The 15,205-nt window shown below is 70.9% G+C and carries 15 protein-coding genes; 8 read left to right on the forward strand and 7 right to left on the reverse strand.

Annotated features, from left to right (window positions below):
- Positions 1-66 precede the first annotated feature (66 nt).
- Complete coding sequence (trmB, locus tag SD455_RS05705; protein WP_445507495.1) at positions 67-936, reverse strand: tRNA (guanosine(46)-N7)-methyltransferase TrmB; 870 nt, start codon at positions 934-936, stop codon at positions 67-69.
- A gap of 251 nt (positions 937-1,187) precedes the next feature.
- On the opposite strand from trmB, the gene SD455_RS05710 reads away from it, so the two are divergent.
- The 4 genes from SD455_RS05710 to SD455_RS05725 are packed head-to-tail and all read left to right on the forward strand — an operon-like array spanning position 1,188 to position 4,568.
- Positions 1,188-2,156 (forward strand): TetR family transcriptional regulator C-terminal domain-containing protein, encoded by a 969-nt coding sequence (locus SD455_RS05710; protein WP_445507496.1) that lies wholly within the window; start codon positions 1,188-1,190, stop codon positions 2,154-2,156.
- A gap of 41 nt (positions 2,157-2,197) precedes the next feature.
- Positions 2,198-3,106: a 3-keto-5-aminohexanoate cleavage protein gene (locus SD455_RS05715; RefSeq protein WP_445507497.1), complete on the forward strand. Its 909-nt coding sequence runs from the start codon at positions 2,198-2,200 to the stop codon at positions 3,104-3,106.
- Positions 3,107-3,108: 2 nt separating this feature from the next.
- Positions 3,109-4,125: a 3-hydroxyacyl-CoA dehydrogenase NAD-binding domain-containing protein gene (locus SD455_RS05720; protein ID WP_445507498.1), complete on the forward strand. Its 1,017-nt coding sequence runs from the start codon at positions 3,109-3,111 to the stop codon at positions 4,123-4,125.
- On the forward strand, positions 4,122-4,568 hold the full coding sequence (locus SD455_RS05725) for a thioesterase family protein (protein WP_445507499.1): 447 nt from the start codon (positions 4,122-4,124) through the stop codon (positions 4,566-4,568). The genes SD455_RS05720 and SD455_RS05725 overlap by 4 nt, the downstream gene beginning before the upstream one ends.
- A gap of 37 nt (positions 4,569-4,605) precedes the next feature.
- Here the strand turns inward: SD455_RS05725 and SD455_RS05730 are convergent, their stop codons facing one another.
- Entirely contained in the window at positions 4,606-6,594 is a 1,989-nt protein-coding gene (locus SD455_RS05730; RefSeq protein ID WP_311025258.1) for a penicillin-binding transpeptidase domain-containing protein, read from the reverse strand.
- A gap of 111 nt (positions 6,595-6,705) precedes the next feature.
- Positions 6,706-7,656 carry a DMT family transporter gene (locus tag SD455_RS05735; protein WP_445507500.1) on the reverse strand — a complete coding sequence of 317 codons (951 nt, stop codon included), beginning with the start codon at positions 7,654-7,656 and terminating at the stop codon, positions 6,706-6,708.
- On the opposite strand from SD455_RS05735, the gene SD455_RS05740 reads away from it, so the two are divergent.
- Entirely contained in the window at positions 7,655-9,070 is a 1,416-nt protein-coding gene (locus tag SD455_RS05740; protein WP_445507501.1) for an aminotransferase-like domain-containing protein, read from the forward strand. The genes SD455_RS05735 and SD455_RS05740 overlap by 2 nt on opposite strands.
- 2 nt (positions 9,071-9,072) lie before the next feature.
- On the opposite strand, the gene SD455_RS05745 is transcribed toward SD455_RS05740, so the two are convergent.
- From SD455_RS05745 to soxR, 3 genes are all read right to left on the reverse strand, one after another.
- Positions 9,073-9,675 (reverse strand): TetR/AcrR family transcriptional regulator, encoded by a 603-nt coding sequence (locus SD455_RS05745; protein ID WP_445507502.1) that lies wholly within the window; start codon positions 9,673-9,675, stop codon positions 9,073-9,075.
- Positions 9,672-10,406, reverse strand: a complete 735-nt coding sequence (locus SD455_RS05750; RefSeq protein ID WP_445507503.1) for an HAD-IA family hydrolase — start codon at positions 10,404-10,406, stop codon at positions 9,672-9,674. Before SD455_RS05750 ends, SD455_RS05745 begins: the two co-directional genes overlap by 4 nt.
- 119 nt (positions 10,407-10,525) lie before the next feature.
- Positions 10,526-10,975 carry a redox-sensitive transcriptional activator SoxR gene (gene soxR / locus SD455_RS05755; RefSeq protein ID WP_445507504.1) on the reverse strand — a complete coding sequence of 150 codons (450 nt, stop codon included), beginning with the start codon at positions 10,973-10,975 and terminating at the stop codon, positions 10,526-10,528.
- Positions 10,976-11,063: 88 nt separating this feature from the next.
- Here soxR and SD455_RS05760 point away from each other — a divergent pair, with 88 nt between their 5' ends.
- From SD455_RS05760 to SD455_RS05770, 3 genes are read left to right on the forward strand one after another with little or no spacing between them, the layout of a single operon-like run.
- Positions 11,064-11,702: a DsbA family oxidoreductase gene (locus tag SD455_RS05760; RefSeq protein ID WP_445507505.1), complete on the forward strand. Its 639-nt coding sequence runs from the start codon at positions 11,064-11,066 to the stop codon at positions 11,700-11,702.
- The gene (locus SD455_RS05765; RefSeq protein ID WP_445507506.1) at positions 11,699-12,628 is read left to right on the forward strand and encodes an NADP-dependent oxidoreductase; all 930 of its coding nucleotides are present in this window, start codon (positions 11,699-11,701) and stop codon (positions 12,626-12,628) included. Before SD455_RS05760 ends, SD455_RS05765 begins: the two co-directional genes overlap by 4 nt.
- Complete coding sequence (locus SD455_RS05770) at positions 12,625-14,010, forward strand: MFS transporter (protein WP_445507507.1); 1,386 nt, start codon at positions 12,625-12,627, stop codon at positions 14,008-14,010. The genes SD455_RS05765 and SD455_RS05770 overlap by 4 nt, the downstream gene beginning before the upstream one ends.
- Before the next feature lie 43 nt (positions 14,011-14,053).
- On the opposite strand, the gene SD455_RS05775 is transcribed toward SD455_RS05770, so the two are convergent.
- Positions 14,054-15,157, reverse strand: coding sequence for a uroporphyrinogen-III synthase (locus SD455_RS05775; RefSeq protein WP_445507546.1), 1,104 nt, complete (start codon positions 15,155-15,157; stop codon positions 14,054-14,056).
- Positions 15,158-15,205: the final 48 nt, after the last annotated feature.

A 15,205-nucleotide genomic window follows, 5' to 3' on the forward strand; every position in this document is an offset into this window, starting at 1 on the left:
ATGCGCTCAGCCTGCCGGACGCCGGGCGGACGTCCGGTCGCGATCCCCCGCCGGGCGGAGCCCGGGTCAGCTCACCGGGGTGCGGACGAAGGTCAGGTCGAAGATCCTCCGCCCGGCCTTCAGCGCCTTGGTCTCGAAGTCGGTCTGGATGCGGCCGTCGAATCGCGGTGCCCAGCCGCCGACGTCGTCGATGGCCTGGTCCAGGGGGAGCGGTTCGGGAGTCTTGCCCATGCTGCGGGTGTCGAGGTCCTCCAGGCGGACGGCGGTCAGCGGGGACTCCTCGCCGGCGCGCTGGCCGGCGTGGACATTGGTGAATGCGGGGGAGGCGGAGATCGTGTCGCGCATCTGGACCGCGTAGCCGGACCAGTCGGTGGCCAGCCGCCAGAGGCCGCCGTCGGGCAGCACGCGGGCGATCTTCTCCACGAAGGAGTCCTGGACGAGGCGGCGTTTGGTGTGCTTCTTCTTGTGCCAGGGGTCGGGAAAGAACACCCACACTTCGGACACCGAATCCTCGGGGAGGAGCTTGTCCAGGACCTCGGTGGCGTCCACATTGGCGACCCGCACATTGCGCAGGCCCTCCCGGCGCAGCCGGCTGACCAGCTGCGCGACGCCGGGGCGGTAGACCTCGACGGCCAGGAAGTTCTTCTCCGGGGCTTGTGCCGCCGCGTGGGCGATCGCCTCCCCGGACCCGGTGCCGATCTCGACGATCAGCTCCGCGTCACGGCCGAACTCGGCCTTCCACTCGATGCGGAAGTCGTCGGCGACGGCGGTGTCGCGCTCGCCGTGCGGGATGTCCAGGAGCTCCTGGCCGAGGGCGGCGTCCCAGGCGCGCTGGCGACGCGGGGTCAGCCGGTTGCTGCGGCGCACGAAGGACAGCGGGTGGCGCATGTGGCTCCGGGCGGCGGTCTGCTCGGGCTGCTGGCTCTCAGGGGACACGGTCTCAGGCTCTCTGTTCGGGTGCAGGTGCTGCCGCGGGCTGGTGGAGTGGGGTGCTCCGGGCCGTTTCGCGGCATGACGACGACACGCCATCGTAACGGACTGTTCCCCGCCGACTCAGGGGTCAGCGGGCCGCAGTCCGTGGCCGAGGCGGGCGTCGCCACGAGGCGCCGAGGCCGAGCATATCGCAAATTCTGATCGAAAGTCAGGAGACTTGCGATTCTTGGGAGAGGCTCAGTACGCTGAGCCGCATGTCCCCCACGACGACGGGCCGCCCGTCCGCCGACCGCATGCGACGTGCCATCCGCGCCAGCGGACGCTCCCAGCGACAGGTGGCCGCCGAGATGAGGATGGACGAGACCAAGCTCTCCAAGTCGCTCTCAGGCCAGCGGCGGTTCACCGACGACGAGATCGTCGCGCTGGCCCGGGTGACCGGCGTGGCCGTCAGCTCCCTGATGGGCTCTGCGCCCGGCGAGGCTCCCGTCTCCGTGACCCCGCCTGATGCCGACCCCGGAGGGGCCTCGCCGGTCACCCCGGAGCAGGCTCGCCGTCGCCGGGAGATCATCGAGGCGGCCTGGGGGCTCTTCGCGCAGAAGGGCTTCGAGGCGGTCCGCGTCAGTGACATCGCAGCCGCCGCAGGCGTCTCCAGCGCCACTGTGCACTACTACTTCCCGACCAAACCCGACCTGTTCGCCATGGCGTTGAACCATTCGGTGAAGCTGGCCTATGACCGGCAGATCGCCCGGCTGACCGGCGTCGAGGATCCCGTGGAGCGGCTGTGGAGGCTGCTGGAGATGCAGTCCCCGCACGGTGAGGCCGGTCGGCTCGACTGGTCCATCTGGCTGCAGTCCTGGAACCGGGTGGCCCTCGACGGCGGCCGAGACCAGGAGTACGTGGAGATCTACCGACGCTGGTCGGAGACCGTCCGCGCCGCCGTCGCCGCCGGTCAGCAGGCCGGAGTGTTCCACTCGGGCCCCAGTGAGGAGCTCACCGGAGAGCTCACCGCGCTGGTGGACGGGCTGGGGGTCCAGGTGCTCACCGGAGTGATCACCGAGGAGACCATGCAGCGCCGCGTCCGCGACCACCTGCGGCGACGCATCCTGCTGCCGGACGTGGAGCTGCCGGACGTGGAGCTTCCGGAGGTGGAGCTGCCGTCCACGGATCTTCCGGTGGAGCGCCCGGTGCCGTCCTCGCAGGGATCGCCGCCGGCCGGCGTCTGAGCCCGCGCCCCACAGACCCCATCACGAGAGGAACCCCTCCCATGTCACGTCCCGTCATCCTCACCTGCGCGCTCACCGGCGCCGGCGACACCGCCGGCCGCAGCGAGCACGTCCCGGTCACCCCGGAGCAGATCGCCGCCGACGCGATCGCCGCCGCACGGGCCGGCGCGTCCATCGTCCACATCCACGTCCGCGACCCGGAGACCACCCAGGGCTCCCGCGACGTGGCCCACTACCGCGAGGTGGTGCGGATCGTCCGGGAGTCCGACGTCGACCCCGTCCTCAATCTCACCGCCGGGATGGGCGGAGACCTGGTCATCGACCCGCAGCGGCCCACCGACCAGCTCGACGGCACCGACCTGGTCAACGCGATCGAACGCCTCCCGCATGTGGAGGAGCTGCGCCCGGAGATCTGCACGATCGACTGCGGCTCGCTGAACTTCGGCGAGGGCAGCAGCCTCTACGTCTCCACCCCGGACATGCTCCGTGAGGGGGCGGCGAGGATCCAGGAGCTCGGCGTGACGCCGGAGATGGAGATCTTCGACACCGGGAACCTGTGGTTCGCCAACGTCATGGTGGAGGAGGGGCTGATCGATCCGCCGCCCCTGTACCAGCTGTGCATGGGGATCCCCTATGGGGCCCCGGCCGACCCGCGCCTGCTGCGGACCATGGTGGACATGCTTCCCGAGGGTGCTGAGTTCACCTCCTTCGCCCTGGGCCGGAACCAGCTGCCGTGGGCCGCCCGCTCCGTGCTCGCCGGCGGCCACGTCCGCGTCGGCCTGGAGGACAACCTGTACCTGTCCAAGGGGGTCAAGGCCACCAACGCTCAGCTGACCGAACGTGCCGTGGGGATCGTCGAGTCCCTGGGCGAGCGGGTCGCCACCCCGGACGAGGCACGCGAGATCCTGGACCTGACGGTTCAGATCCCCTCCGCAGGGAAGGGGGCCTGAGCATGGCCCCGGCGCTGCGCAGCATCGACGACGTCGGCACCATCGCCTGTGTGGGCGCCGGCACCATCGGGGGCGGGTGGGCCGCCTACTTTCTGGCCCGCGGCCATCGGGTGAAGGTCTGGGACCCCGCCCCGGACGCCGAGGAACGCCTGGGCCGGCTCATCGGCGCCGCCTGGCCGGCCCTGGAGCAGCTGGACATGCTCGACGGCGCGGACCGGCACGCCTGGAGCGTGCACACCGACCTGGCCGAGGTCGTCGACGGCGTCGGCTTCGTCCAGGAGTCCGCCCCAGAAGACCTCGCCCTGAAGCGTCGGCTGCTGGCGGACCTGGATGCGGTGACCGCGCCCGATGTCGTGATCGGCTCCTCCACCTCCGGATTCGGGATGACGGACATGGCCGCCGAGGTGGTCCGCCCGGAGCGTTTCGTGGTGGGCCACCCGTTCAATCCGCCCTACCTGATCCCGCTGGTGGAGGTGGTCGGCGGGGAGGGCACCGCCTCCGAGGTGGTGGACTGGGCCGCGGAGTTCTACACCGCGTCGGGCAAGTCGGTGATCCGGATGGACCGCGAGGTGCCCGGGTTCATCGCCAACCGGCTGCAGGAGGCCTTGTGGCGCGAGGCGCTGCACATGGTGGACAACGGCGAGGCCACCGTGGAGCAGATCGACCGGTCCATCAAGGACGGTCCGGGCCTGCGCTGGCCGATGCACGGGCCCATGCTGACCTTCCACCTCGCCGGAGGGGAGGGCGGCATGGCGCACATGCTCGACCACTTCGGCCCGTCCTTGAAGTCCCCGTGGACCCGGCTGGAGGCGCCCGAGCTGACCGAGGAGCTGCGCGCCGGCGTGGTGGCGGGATGTGACGAGGCCAGTGCAGGCCGCAGCGTCGCGGAGCTGGTGGCCGAGCGCGACGCCGGCATCATCGCCATCCGTCGTCTGCTCGGCAGCGCCCAGCCGCCGGGTGACGCTCAGCCGCTGGGTGACGCTCAGCTGCTGGGTGATGCAGGGCAGGGGGCATCATGACGAGCGCCGCGCTGCCGGTCTATGAGACCCAGGTGGCCCCCGAGTGGATCGACTACAACGGGCATATGTCCGAGGCCTTCTACGTGCTGGTCTTCGGATACGCCACCGACCAGGCGATGGAGCGCCTCGGCATGGGGCCCGCCTACCGGGAGGCGAGCGGCTGCTCGCTCTACACCGTGGAGGCCCATGTGCGGTACCTGCGCGAGGTCGGCTTGGGGGCGCCCCTGACGGTGCGCACCCGGGTGGTCGGGGAGGGCCCCAAGAAGCTCCACCTGGCCCATGAGATGCACTCCGGCGCAGAGCTGGTGGCCACCGAAGAGATCCTCGGACTCCACGTGGATCAGGCCGCCAGTGGCACCGTGGGCTTCCCCGAGGACGTGTCCGCCGCCATCCGGGTCCACGCCGAGGAGCCCCCGGGGTGGTGCGGCCGCCGGGTGGGCTGAGGCGGCGCATGCGACCGGCTGAGGGCGATCCTCGCCCTCAGTCCAGGATCTCGGCAGCGCCGGTGAGGAACTCCTGCAGCAGCGGCCCGTTGGTGGAGGAGCCGTACTCGCCCTCGTCCACGAAGATCGCCACCGCCAGGTCACCCTGGAAGGCGATGACCCAGGTGTGGGCGTACATGTCGTCTCCGGCCCCGGCCTGAGCGGTGCCGGTCTTGGCGTAGACGTGCTCCCCGGGCACGTCGATCAGTCCGTCCAGCGTGCCGAACTCGACCGTGCCGTGCATCAGCTCCCGCAGGTCCTCGGCCTCCTCCTCGGTCAGCCCGGATTCGGCGTCCGAAGCGCCCTCGTCGTTCTCTTCGCCGGCCTCCTCGGAGTCCGCCGGCTTCACCAGGTGCGGGTGGACCGTCTCGCCGGCGGCCACTGAGGCGGCCACGGTGGCCATCCCCAGGGAAGAGGCCTCCACGACCCCCTGGCCGAAGAGGTTGGCCGCATGCAGGTTCAGCTCCGAGTCGTCCGGCACGGTGCCGAAGCTGCTGGCCAGGCCGATGTGCTGCGACTCGTCGTCCAGGCCGAGGTCATAGGCGGCCTGCTGCAGCTCGGCGGAGGTGACCTCGTCCCAGGCGTTGACGAACAGTGTGTTGCAGGAGGTCGCCACGGCCTCGGTGAACTCCACCGAGCCGGTGTATTCGGTGGGGAACCCGACGTAGTTGCGGAACACCTGACCGTGCACTCGGGCGGAGGCTGGGCACTGCACGGTGGAGTCGGGGGAGAGGCCGTCACGCAGCATCGCCAGTGAGGAGACCACCTTGAAGCTGGAGCCGGGCGCATAGGTGGACTGCGTGGCGGTGGAGACCCAGGAGTCCTCCGGGTCGTGGCTGGCCGCGGCGAGGATGCCGCCGTCGGAGGGGCGCAGGGCGACCATCGAGGCGGTCACGTCCTCGTCCACGCCGTCGACGATGTTCTGGGCGAGGTTCTGCAGGCGTGGGACGAGCGTGGTGTCCAGGTCCTCACCGTTGACCGGGTCCGTGGAGAACAGCGTCTCACCGTCCCTGTGGATCCGCATGCCCGGCGATCCGCGCAGCGTGTCCTCGAAGGCGGCCTGCAGGCCCGAGGTGCCGATCTGGTCGCCGGCGCTGAGGCTGGGGTCCTCCTCCAGGTGCTCGGCGGTGACCGGCCCCACCCGGCCCAGCAGCAGGGGGGCGAAGTCGCGGGACTCCGCCAGCGGCAGCTGATCGTCCACGATGGTCACGCCGGGGATGCCCTCGAGGTCCGCGGCGGTGACCTCGTCGGAGTCCCGGCGGTGGACGATCGCCTCCACGAAGGCCTGGTCCCCGTAGGCCACCACCCGGTCAGCGTAGCTCTCGGCGTCGATGCCGAGCACCTCGGCCAGCTCCTCGGCGGCCTCCCGCTGGGTGTCCTCATCGGCGGCGTCGTCTCCTTCGGCGAGCTGGGACTTGTCGATGCCGATGCGCACCACGTCCCGGTTGTAGACCATGGCTCGGCCGTCGTCGTCCATGATGCGGCCCCGTTCGGCGGGCACGGTGGAGATCCCGATGCCCTCCTGGCCGGTGAAGTCGGGCAGCACCACCTCGGTGTCGGGCTCCAGACGCCACTGGTCCGCTTCAGCGCTGTAGGTCAGCTCTGCCTGGGTGTCATAGCTCCAGGTCTGGTCCTCGACGCCGATCTCGTCGAGGTCCCAGGAATGGTTCAGTTCGACGACCGCGGTGGCCGGCCGGGGCGAGTCCTCGTGAGGCTCGTCGACGGTGATCTCTGAGACGCTGACCTCCGGGCTCAGCTCGCCGAAGGGGTCATGGAGGGTGGCCACGGCGTCGGCGAGCTCCTGGGCTCCGGCCTCGGTGCGCACGGCCACCTCGGTGAAGTCCCCGCTCTGCAGGGCGGCAGCCAGGGCCTCAGCCTGGGATTCGGGGCCGGTCGTCTCGTCTCCGCAGCCGGTGAGCAGCGCCAGGGTTCCGGCGGCCACCACGCTCAGGCCGAGGAAGCGTCGGGGGTGCGAGGTGAGTGACATGGACCCAGTATGCCCGCAGGCAGTGACACGACGGCGGCATGTGTCCTGCTCGGGGCGTCCCCCTCCGGAGCGACGGCGCCGGGGCGTATGGCATCCACCGCGCGGCGAGACTCACCGCACCCGGAGCCGCACCCGCACGGCCGTCGCCGCGCAGGCCACCACGGCTGCGCCGCCGATGACGGTGGCGGGCGTGATCGTCTCGCCGAGCAGCAGCGCCGCCCAGGCCAGCGTCATCACCGGTTGGGTGAGCTGGATCTGGCTGACCTGCGCCATCGGGCCGAGAGCCAGCCCCCGGTACCAGGCGAAGAAGCCCAGGAACATGCTCACCACCGCGAGGTAGCCGAAGCTCGCCCACTGGATCGGGGAGGCCTGAGGAGCCTGGCCGCCGAGGCTGACGGTGGTGAGCAGCGCCGTCGCCGGCAGGGCGAGCACGAGCGCCCAGGAGATCGTCTGCCAGGAGCCCAGCTCCCGGGCCAGCAGCCCGCCCTCCGCGTAGCCGAAGGCCGCGGTCACCACGGCGCCGAAGAGCAGCACGTCCGACCAGTGCAGCGGTCCCAGCCCGCTGTGGGTCAGGGCGAAGACTACGGCGGCCGCCGCGCCCGCCGTCGTGGCGAGCCAGAACAGCGGGCCCGGTCGCTCGCCGGTGCGCAGCACGACGACCACGGCGGTGGCCGCCGGCAGCACGGCGATGACGATCGCGCCGTGGTTCGCCGTCGTCGCCGTCAGGGCCATCGAGGTCAGCACGGGGAAGCCCAGCACGACGCCGAGGCCCACCACGGACAGGCGCCACCACTGTCGGCCCCTCGGCGCCCGCGGGCGGGCGAGCAGCAGGGCCAGCGCCGCCAGGAGGCCCGCGACGACGGCGCGTCCGGCGCCGACGAACAGCGGGTCCAGCGCGCCCGCCCCGGCGCCTGTCTCTGCGCCGGTCTCCGTGACGGCGATTCGGGTGAACGGGACGGTCAGTGAGAAGGCGGCGACGCCGAGCAGTCCCCACCACAACCCCGCTCGCCGGACCAGTAGCGCAGTCGGGCCATTGACAATAGCGGTATCATGAGGTCTCATGACTGATAGTAGCAGTCGAGTGGAGCAGCATCTGCGCCGATGGATCGAGCAGGCCCCGGTGGGAGCGCGCCTGCCCAGCAGCCGTCGGCTGGTCTCCGAGTTGCAGGTCAGCCCCGTCACCGTGCAGACGGCGGTACGGCGGCTGGTCGGCCTCGGGCTCGTGGAGAGCCGTCCCGGGGTGGGTACCTTCGTCCGTCCCCGACGGCCAGCGGCGAGCCGCGACCATCGGTGGCAGACCGCAGCCCTGAGCCTGAGCGACCCCGTGGCCGCCGCCGCACCGGCCACGCTGCGGTCAGCCTCGCCCGAGGCGATCCCCCTGCACGTCGGGTATCCCGAGCCAGGGCTGCTGCCGCGTCGGCTGCTGCAGTCGGCCTGGTCCCGGGCGGGCCGCACCGACTCGTCGCTGCAGCGACCGCCGGCCGCCGGGCTCCCGGAGCTCCAGGCCTGGTTCGCCCAGGAGCTGATGGCGGCAGAGGCCGGGGGATCCGGAGTCTCGGCGCGTGATGTGCTCATCGTTCCAGGGAGCCAGAGCGGACTGGTCGCCGTGTTCCGGGCCCTCATCGGTCGGGATCAGCCGGTGGTGATGGAGTCACCCACCTACTGGGGTGCCATCCTCGCCGCCCGGCACATTGGTGCGCGCATCATTCCCGTGCCCACCGGGCCGCACGGCCCCGACCCCGAGCAGGTGCGCCAGGCGCTCATCCGTTCCGGGGCCCGGACCTTCTATGCCCAGCCGACCTTCGCCAATCCCACCGGCGCCCGGTGGAGTCCGGCCCGAGGTCGCCAGATCCTCGACGTCGTCCGGGACCAGGGGGCGTTCCTGATCGAGGACGACTACGCCCACGACTTCGGGATCGACGGCGCCGTCGCGCCGTTGGCCGCCCAGGATCCGGACGGCCATGTGGTCCATCTGCGCTCGCTGACCAAGAGCGTCTCACCCTCGGTGCGCGTGGCCGCCGTCGTCGCCCACGGCCCGGCGCGCGAGCGGATTCTGCGCGCCTGCCAGGCGGAGTCCCTGTACGTCAGTGCGGTGCTCCAGTCGGTGGCGCTGGATGTGGTCACCCAGCCGGGATGGAGCACCCACCGGCGCGGGCTGCGCGAGGAGCTGGGCCGCCGTCGGGACCTGCTGGTGCGCGCGGTCCACCAGCACACGCCGGACGCACAGCTGGAGCACATCCCGCGCGGCGGCCTGCACCTGTGGCTGCACCTGCCCGGACTGCCGGAGGCGGGAGCCTTCGTGCGCCGCTGTGAGGAGAAGGGCGTGGTCGTCGCCGGCGGGGACGAATGGTTCCCCGCCGAAGCGCCGGCCAGCCATGTGCGGATCAGCTACTGCGGGCCTCGGACGGAGGAGTTCGACGACGCCGGCCGGCTCATGGGGGAGGCGCTGCGGGAGTGCCTCGAGGATCAGCGCTGACCTCAGGGCTCACGCCCGAGGCCTGCCAGGATCCGCTCGGCCATCCGGCGTGCGCGCCGCAGGCGGTCCGGACTCCCGTCGAGGCCCGCTCGGCTCATGGCACCTTCGAGGAGGAAGGAGAGCTGCTCGGCAGTCTCCTGCGCGAGGGGGCGAGGGGCGAGGCGCTCGAGGTGCGAGCCGAGGATCTGCTCCACCTCGTCCTTGTGGCGGCGTACGGCCTCCCGCCCGCGTGCCCCGGCAGGCAGCTCCGCTGCGGCGTTGAGGAGCCCGCATCCGCGGAACGCGTGGACGTAGGCCGCCTCCGCATGGTCCAGGTAGGCGTCGAAGACGGCGAGCACGCCGTCCTCCGGACGGTCGGCGCCCTGGGCGCGGTGCCGGTACAGCTCCATCCACTCCTGGTGCCGACACTCGAGGTACGCCAGCACGAGCTCCTCCTTGGAGGAGAAGTTGTTGTACAGGCTCCTCTTGGCCACGCCCGCTTCCGCGATGACCTTGTCGATGCCGGTCGCCGCGATGCCCTCGGCATAGAATAGCCCGGCGGCGGCCTCCAGGAGGCGGGTCCGGGCGGAGCCCCGTCGCGCTGCGGACGGCTCGGCGCCGGTCATGACCCGCCGTCGTCGAACGCCGCCTCGACGGCGGCGGCGAACTCTTGCATGGAGCGGAACTCGGCGCCATAGCTCCATGGTTCGGCAGGCTCCGGGGTCGCGCCCCAGCCGGGCTGCGCGTGACGGCGGTTGATCCACACCGAGTCCAGCGCGTGCCGACGGGCCGGCACGTGGTCGTGGAACAGGCTCTGGGCCACGTGGAGCACGTCTGAGCGGGGAGTGCCTCGTTCCGCCAACCAGGACTCCAGGGCCTCGAAATGTGGGGCGGCCGGCTTATAGGCGCCCACGTCCTCGGCGGTGATGACGGTGGCGAAGTCGGCGCGGAGGTGCGTGTTGCTTCCGGTGAAGCCGGCGCGGTGGACGTTGGACAGGATGACCAGGTCGTACCGACGGCCCAGGGCGGCGAGCGCCTCGGCGGAGTCAGGGAAGGCTGGCCACTGGGGCACGGACGCGCCGAGTCGCCGCGCCCACTGCTCGCTGACGGTGACGCCGAGGTCCTCGCCGGTGCGGCGGAACGCCTCGGCGAGGACCTCCGGGTAGAGCCAGGTGGGGTGCTCGCGCATCACGGCCGCCTCTTGGGCCGAGTAGGCCTGCAGGAGGTCTTCGGGGCTCCTCTCGAGGGTGTGTTCGCGCGCCCAGTCGGTCAGCACAGTGGAGAGGCCCGTCTCCCAGTCGATCAGCGTGCCGTAGCAGTCGAACGTGAGGACGGAGTAGGCGGTCAGGTCCTTCATCGCGTCTCCTCAGCCGGTAATAGGTAGATCTGTCTACCTCGTTCCGTCACGAGTGTACCCCGCGGCAGGCTGGTTCCGGCCTGCTGGAGCCTCGAGGAGGACGGACGGAGGGTGACCGACTAGGGGAACCGGAGGGCGCCCTGGCCATCGGCTCCCAGGATGTCGTCGGGATTGGAGTACGGGCACGACTTCAAGGAGAGGCATCCGCAGCCGATGCAGCGGGAGAAGCGGTCGCGCAGAGCGGTGAGATGCTCGATCCGCTCATTGAGGTCGTCCCTCCATTCACGAGAGATCCGCGCCCAGTCTCTGGTGGTGGGGAGCCCATCCTCGGGGAGCTGGTCCAACGCTCCCTTGATGCGGTCGAGGCTGATGCCCACGCGTTGGGACGCGCGGATGAAGGCGAGGACCCGCAGCGTGTCGCGCCGGTACTCACGCCGGTTGCCCGAGGTTCGTCGGCTGCGGATCAGCCCTATCGACTCGTAGTAGTGAAGCGTCGACACCGCGACTCCGGCGCGCTCGGCGATCTGGCCCGGCTTGAGCCAGACGATGTCCTCTGGGACCTGCGGCACGGTGTCCCCTCCTCAGCGGCTCGCTTGACATCAAGTCAACTTGACGTAGTCGACTGTACTGCACGTGATCCCGACGAAGGAGCAGACGATGATCGAACTCGATGTGTGGGCTGATGTGCGCTGTCCTTGGTGCTGGATCGGACTGCGTCGACTGCGCCGTGCCGCCTCCGTCCTCGGCGAACCGTTGCGTGTGCGGCGGCGAAGCTTCCTGCTGGAACCGGACGGCCCGGTCAGCCCGGGTCAGACGACGGCGAACGTCGCGACGAGCGAGTGGGGGCTGTCGTCCGCGCAGTGGGAGTCCACGAGCCGGCGCCTTCGCACCGAAGGACGCCGCGAAGGCCTGGACCTCGCCGTCGACGGTGCGCTGATGTTCGATTCGCGTCCGGTCCACCGTCTCCTCAAGCTCGCCGCGGTCACAGACCACATCGATGCTGAGGCGGCGTGGGACGCGACCTTCGCCGCGCACTTCACCCGCAATCAGCGGCTCGGTGACTTTGACGTCCTGCGCGCTGTGGCCATCGGGTGGGGGCTCAGGCCCGAGGAGATCGACGGCGCGCTGGCAGGTGGCGCCTTCTCCGAGGAGGTGGCTCACGACCTCACCGAGGCGCAGAGGCTGTCGGTGGAGACGGTGCCGACTGTCATGGCGCCGGATGGACGTCGGCTCTCCGGTGCCGCACCGGTCGAGGACCTGGTGCGATTCGTGGCAGCGGCGGGGGCGGTCCGATGAGCGGGACGGTGCGCGCCGCCGCGATCGACGAGTTCGGCCCGGCCGAGGTCCTGCGAGTGCGCGAGATGCCGCGTCCCTCACCGTCGTCGGACGGTGTGCTGGTGCGGGTCCTCGCCGCCGGCGTGCAGCTCACGGATGCTGCGATCCGGGCAGGGTGGAGACCTCCGGGAGCAGAGATCGAGTTTCCGCAGATCCTCGGCAATGAGTTCGCCGGCGTCGTCGAAGAGGTCGGCTCCGAGGTGGAGGGTGTCCGCGCCGGTGACGAGGTTGCCGGTTTCGCCCTGCTGAACTGCTACGCCGAGTACGTCGCCGTGCCCGCATCGCAGATCGTGGCCAAGCCCGCCGGAGTCCCCTGGCAGGTCGCGGGGGCCCTGTCAGCCTCGGGGCAGACGGCCCACACGGCGTTCGAGGACCTCAGGATCGGAGCCGATGACGTCGTGCTGGTCTGCGGCGCTGCCGGTGGGGTCGGCACCATCTTCACGCAGCTGGCCGTCCGCGCAGGGGCCACGGTGATCGGGACAGCCAGCCAGGTGAACCACGCCTACCTGCGATCTTTGGGCGCCGTCCCGATCACCTACGGGCCGGGCCAGGCCGAACGCATCCGCGCCCTGGGCGGCCGGGTGGACGTGGTCTTCGACGCCGCGGGCCACGAGAACCTCCGCACGGCTGTCGACCTGGTGGCGGATCGTGATCGCATCGCCACGATCGTGGACATGGCCCTGGCCGTCGAGCTCGGATGCCGGATCGTGCGCAGTCGTCGTGACGCGGCGCGACTGGCCGATCTCATGCGACGTGTCACCTCGGGTGAGCTCGAGGTCCATGTGCGCCGGACCTATGGGCTCGACGAGGTGGCCGCAGCGCACCGAGATGTCGAGACGGGCCACGGTCGTGGCAAGGTCGTCCTCGAGATCGGGCAGGCACGGTGACGGCCCGCGCATCGACGCGTCAGCACCGACTGTGGACGACACAGACCTGGCCGTTCATCGCCAGCGTGCTGGCTCTGATGACCTTCATCGCCTTCGAATCCTTCGCCGTCACCACCATCCTGCCTGTGGCGGTCGCAGACCTCGGAGACATCGGCTGGTACTCCTTCGCCTACGCGGCGACGATCACGACCGCACTGGTCGGCATGGTCGTCGGAGGCAACTGGGCCGACCGGGCGGGGCCGCGCACACCGCTGATGATCGGTGGAACGATCTTCCTGCTCGGTGTGATGTTGAACGTCCTGGCCTGGGACGTCCCGGTCTTCATCATCGGGCGACTTCTGCAGGGGCTCGGAGGAGGGATCGACTCGGTGATCCTCTATGTCCTCATCGCCAGGCACATCCCGGAGGCCGTCCGCCCCCAGATGTTCGGGCTCCTGACCAGCGCATGGCTGGTCCCCTCCCTGGCCGGGCCGGTCGTCGCCGGTGCCATGGCCGAGCTCATGGACTGGAGAGCGGTGTTCGGCGTCGTCCTCCTCGGGGCGGCCGTCTCCCTGTTCTGCCTGCTGCACGCCACGCGTCCATCCCGGGAAGCCGCGGCCTTACGCAGGGCATCCTCGCGACGATCTCTGTCAGCGGGGATCGTCGGACGCAAAGGGGTGGTCGCGGTCCTCGCGGCCGGACTGCTGGCGGTCCTGCATCTCAGCGGACAGAGCGACGGCCCTGGCACGGCCGTCATCGTCGGAGGGGTGTCTCTGGCGCTCCTCCTCACCGCCCGCAGCCTTCTGCCGAAGGGGACCTTCACCTTGCGAGGTGCGCCGCAGCGCCCCATCGCCCTGCGGGCCGTCCTCGGCGCGACGGCCACCGCCACTGACCTCTATCTGACCCTCTACCTGCAGGCCGTCCGTGGGTATCCGCCCACGACCGCTGGTCTGGTCATCGCCGCCGCCGCCGGAGGGTGGGCGCTGGGCGCATGGATCCAAGGACGTCGTCCGAGCACGCAGACGTCCCATCGCCGACTCGTCCTGATCGCCACGATGCTGGTCGGCACAGGGCCTGCCACGGTGCTCGTCTACATCGTCACGGACATACCGCTGTGGAGCGTCGTCATCGCCTCCGTGGCGATGGGAACCGGCATGGGGACGGCGTACCCACGCCTGTCCAGCGCAGCTCTCGCCCTCGCTGACCCCGGCGAACAGGGCACTGTCAGCTCCGCACTGCAGACTGGGGAAAGCATGGGCATCGGCGTCGTGACGGCGCTCATCGCTGCCGTCCTCGTCAGCGGCGGCTCCTTTCCCGCCGTCTATGTGATGCTGATCGGCCTGGCCTCTGCGGCAACCGTCATCGCGTCACTGGGCATCGGACGTCCTGCGGACACCTCGTGAGACGCGATGGCAGCGCGTTCGGCAGCGGCCACGCGCACCAGACTCAGACCGCCAGCCGGTAGCCGCGCTTGACCACTGTGGACACCACTCCGGAGACCGGCAGAGCCTTGCGCAGGCGGGAGACCCACATCTCCAGGGCGTGCTCGGAGTCGCAGTGCCCCAGCACCGCCAACAGATGCTCCCGGGACAGCACCGCGCCCTCGGCCTTGACCAGGGCGCGCATGAGCGCCAGCGGCCCCGGCGCCAGGCGCACGGGCCGATCGGTCACCTCCGGGAACCGCACCTCCGCACCGCGCAGCTCCACCGGTCCGTGCCGGGTGTCCACGCGCAGGGTCTGGTGCTCCTCCAGGTGGTCGCAGACCAGCCGGATCATCGCGCCCAGCCGCCACCGGGACGGGATGATCGGCCGCACCCCGGCCTCGTGCAGCGGGGCCGCGGTCACGTCCCCCACTGCCGCGGAGACGACGTCGGAGCGGAACGCCTCCAGCAGCGCGGCCGCCCGGCCGTACTGGTGGGCGACCTCCAGGAACGCGTCGACGGCGGGCGCGGCGGTGAACGTGACGATGTCCAGCTGACGCTCGATCACGGCGTCGATCATCCGCAGCAGCGCCGAGTCCTCGGCGGGCTTGGCCCACATGTAGGGCATCACGGTGATGACCCGGGCTCCGGCGGCCTCGATGCGGGCGATCTGCTCGTGATCGGTGCGTCCGTGCAGCTGGAACGCCACGGTGGTGCCGGTCAGGTCCTTCTGCAGCAGCATGTCCACCACAGTGGCGGTGCGCTCGTCGTCGGCGGCGCCGTCGTCATCCAGCCCGGCGGCGCGCACTGCACCACGCGCCTTGGGTCCGCGCACCAGGATGCTGGAGCCCTCCAGCACCTCATGCAGCGCGGTGCCCAGCCCGTAGGCGTCGGCGGCCTCCGCCCAGCGGCGCATCCCGTAGGCGGTGGTGATGATCGTATGGTCCGGGCGCGCCTCCACCACCAGGCGGGTGTCCCGCTGCAGGGTCACCGACTCGGTCATCGGGGCGATGCGCAGCGCCGGGGCATGCATGACTTCCGCGCCGCGGCGCTCGAAGGCCGAGATCAGGTCCTCGCTGCGGCGGTCCGAGGTCACTCCGATGCGGAAACCGGCCAAGGACTGGGGCAGCGCCGCCGACGCCGGCGGGGCGGGGGAGGAGGCGCTGCCGGCGGAGCC

It is taken from the genome of Nesterenkonia sp. K-15-9-6, assembly GCF_052656005.1.

Bases quoted from the DNA above. Each gene is read 5' to 3' on its own strand.
- SD455_RS05710 (WP_445507496.1), top strand. From the start codon at position 1,188: ATGTCCCCCACGACGACGGGCCGCCCGTCCGCCGACCGCATGCGACGT.
- SD455_RS05715 (WP_445507497.1), top strand. From the start codon at position 2,198: ATGTCACGTCCCGTCATCCTCACCTGCGCGCTCACCGGCGCCGGCGAC.
- SD455_RS05725 (WP_445507499.1), top strand. From the start codon at position 4,122: ATGACGAGCGCCGCGCTGCCGGTCTATGAGACCCAGGTGGCCCCCGAG.
- SD455_RS05740 (WP_445507501.1), top strand. From the start codon at position 7,655: ATGACTGATAGTAGCAGTCGAGTGGAGCAGCATCTGCGCCGATGGATC.
- SD455_RS05730 (WP_311025258.1), bottom strand. From the start codon at position 6,594: ATGTCACTCACCTCGCACCCCCGACGCTTCCTCGGCCTGAGCGTGGTG.
- SD455_RS05765 (WP_445507506.1), top strand. From the start codon at position 11,699: ATGAGCGGGACGGTGCGCGCCGCCGCGATCGACGAGTTCGGCCCGGCC.
- SD455_RS05750 (WP_445507503.1), bottom strand. From the start codon at position 10,406: ATGAAGGACCTGACCGCCTACTCCGTCCTCACGTTCGACTGCTACGGC.
- SD455_RS05735 (WP_445507500.1), bottom strand. From the start codon at position 7,656: ATGAGACCTCATGATACCGCTATTGTCAATGGCCCGACTGCGCTACTG.
- SD455_RS05760 (WP_445507505.1), top strand. From the start codon at position 11,064: ATGATCGAACTCGATGTGTGGGCTGATGTGCGCTGTCCTTGGTGCTGG.
- SD455_RS05720 (WP_445507498.1), top strand. From the start codon at position 3,109: ATGGCCCCGGCGCTGCGCAGCATCGACGACGTCGGCACCATCGCCTGT.
- SD455_RS05745 (WP_445507502.1), bottom strand. From the start codon at position 9,675: ATGACCGGCGCCGAGCCGTCCGCAGCGCGACGGGGCTCCGCCCGGACC.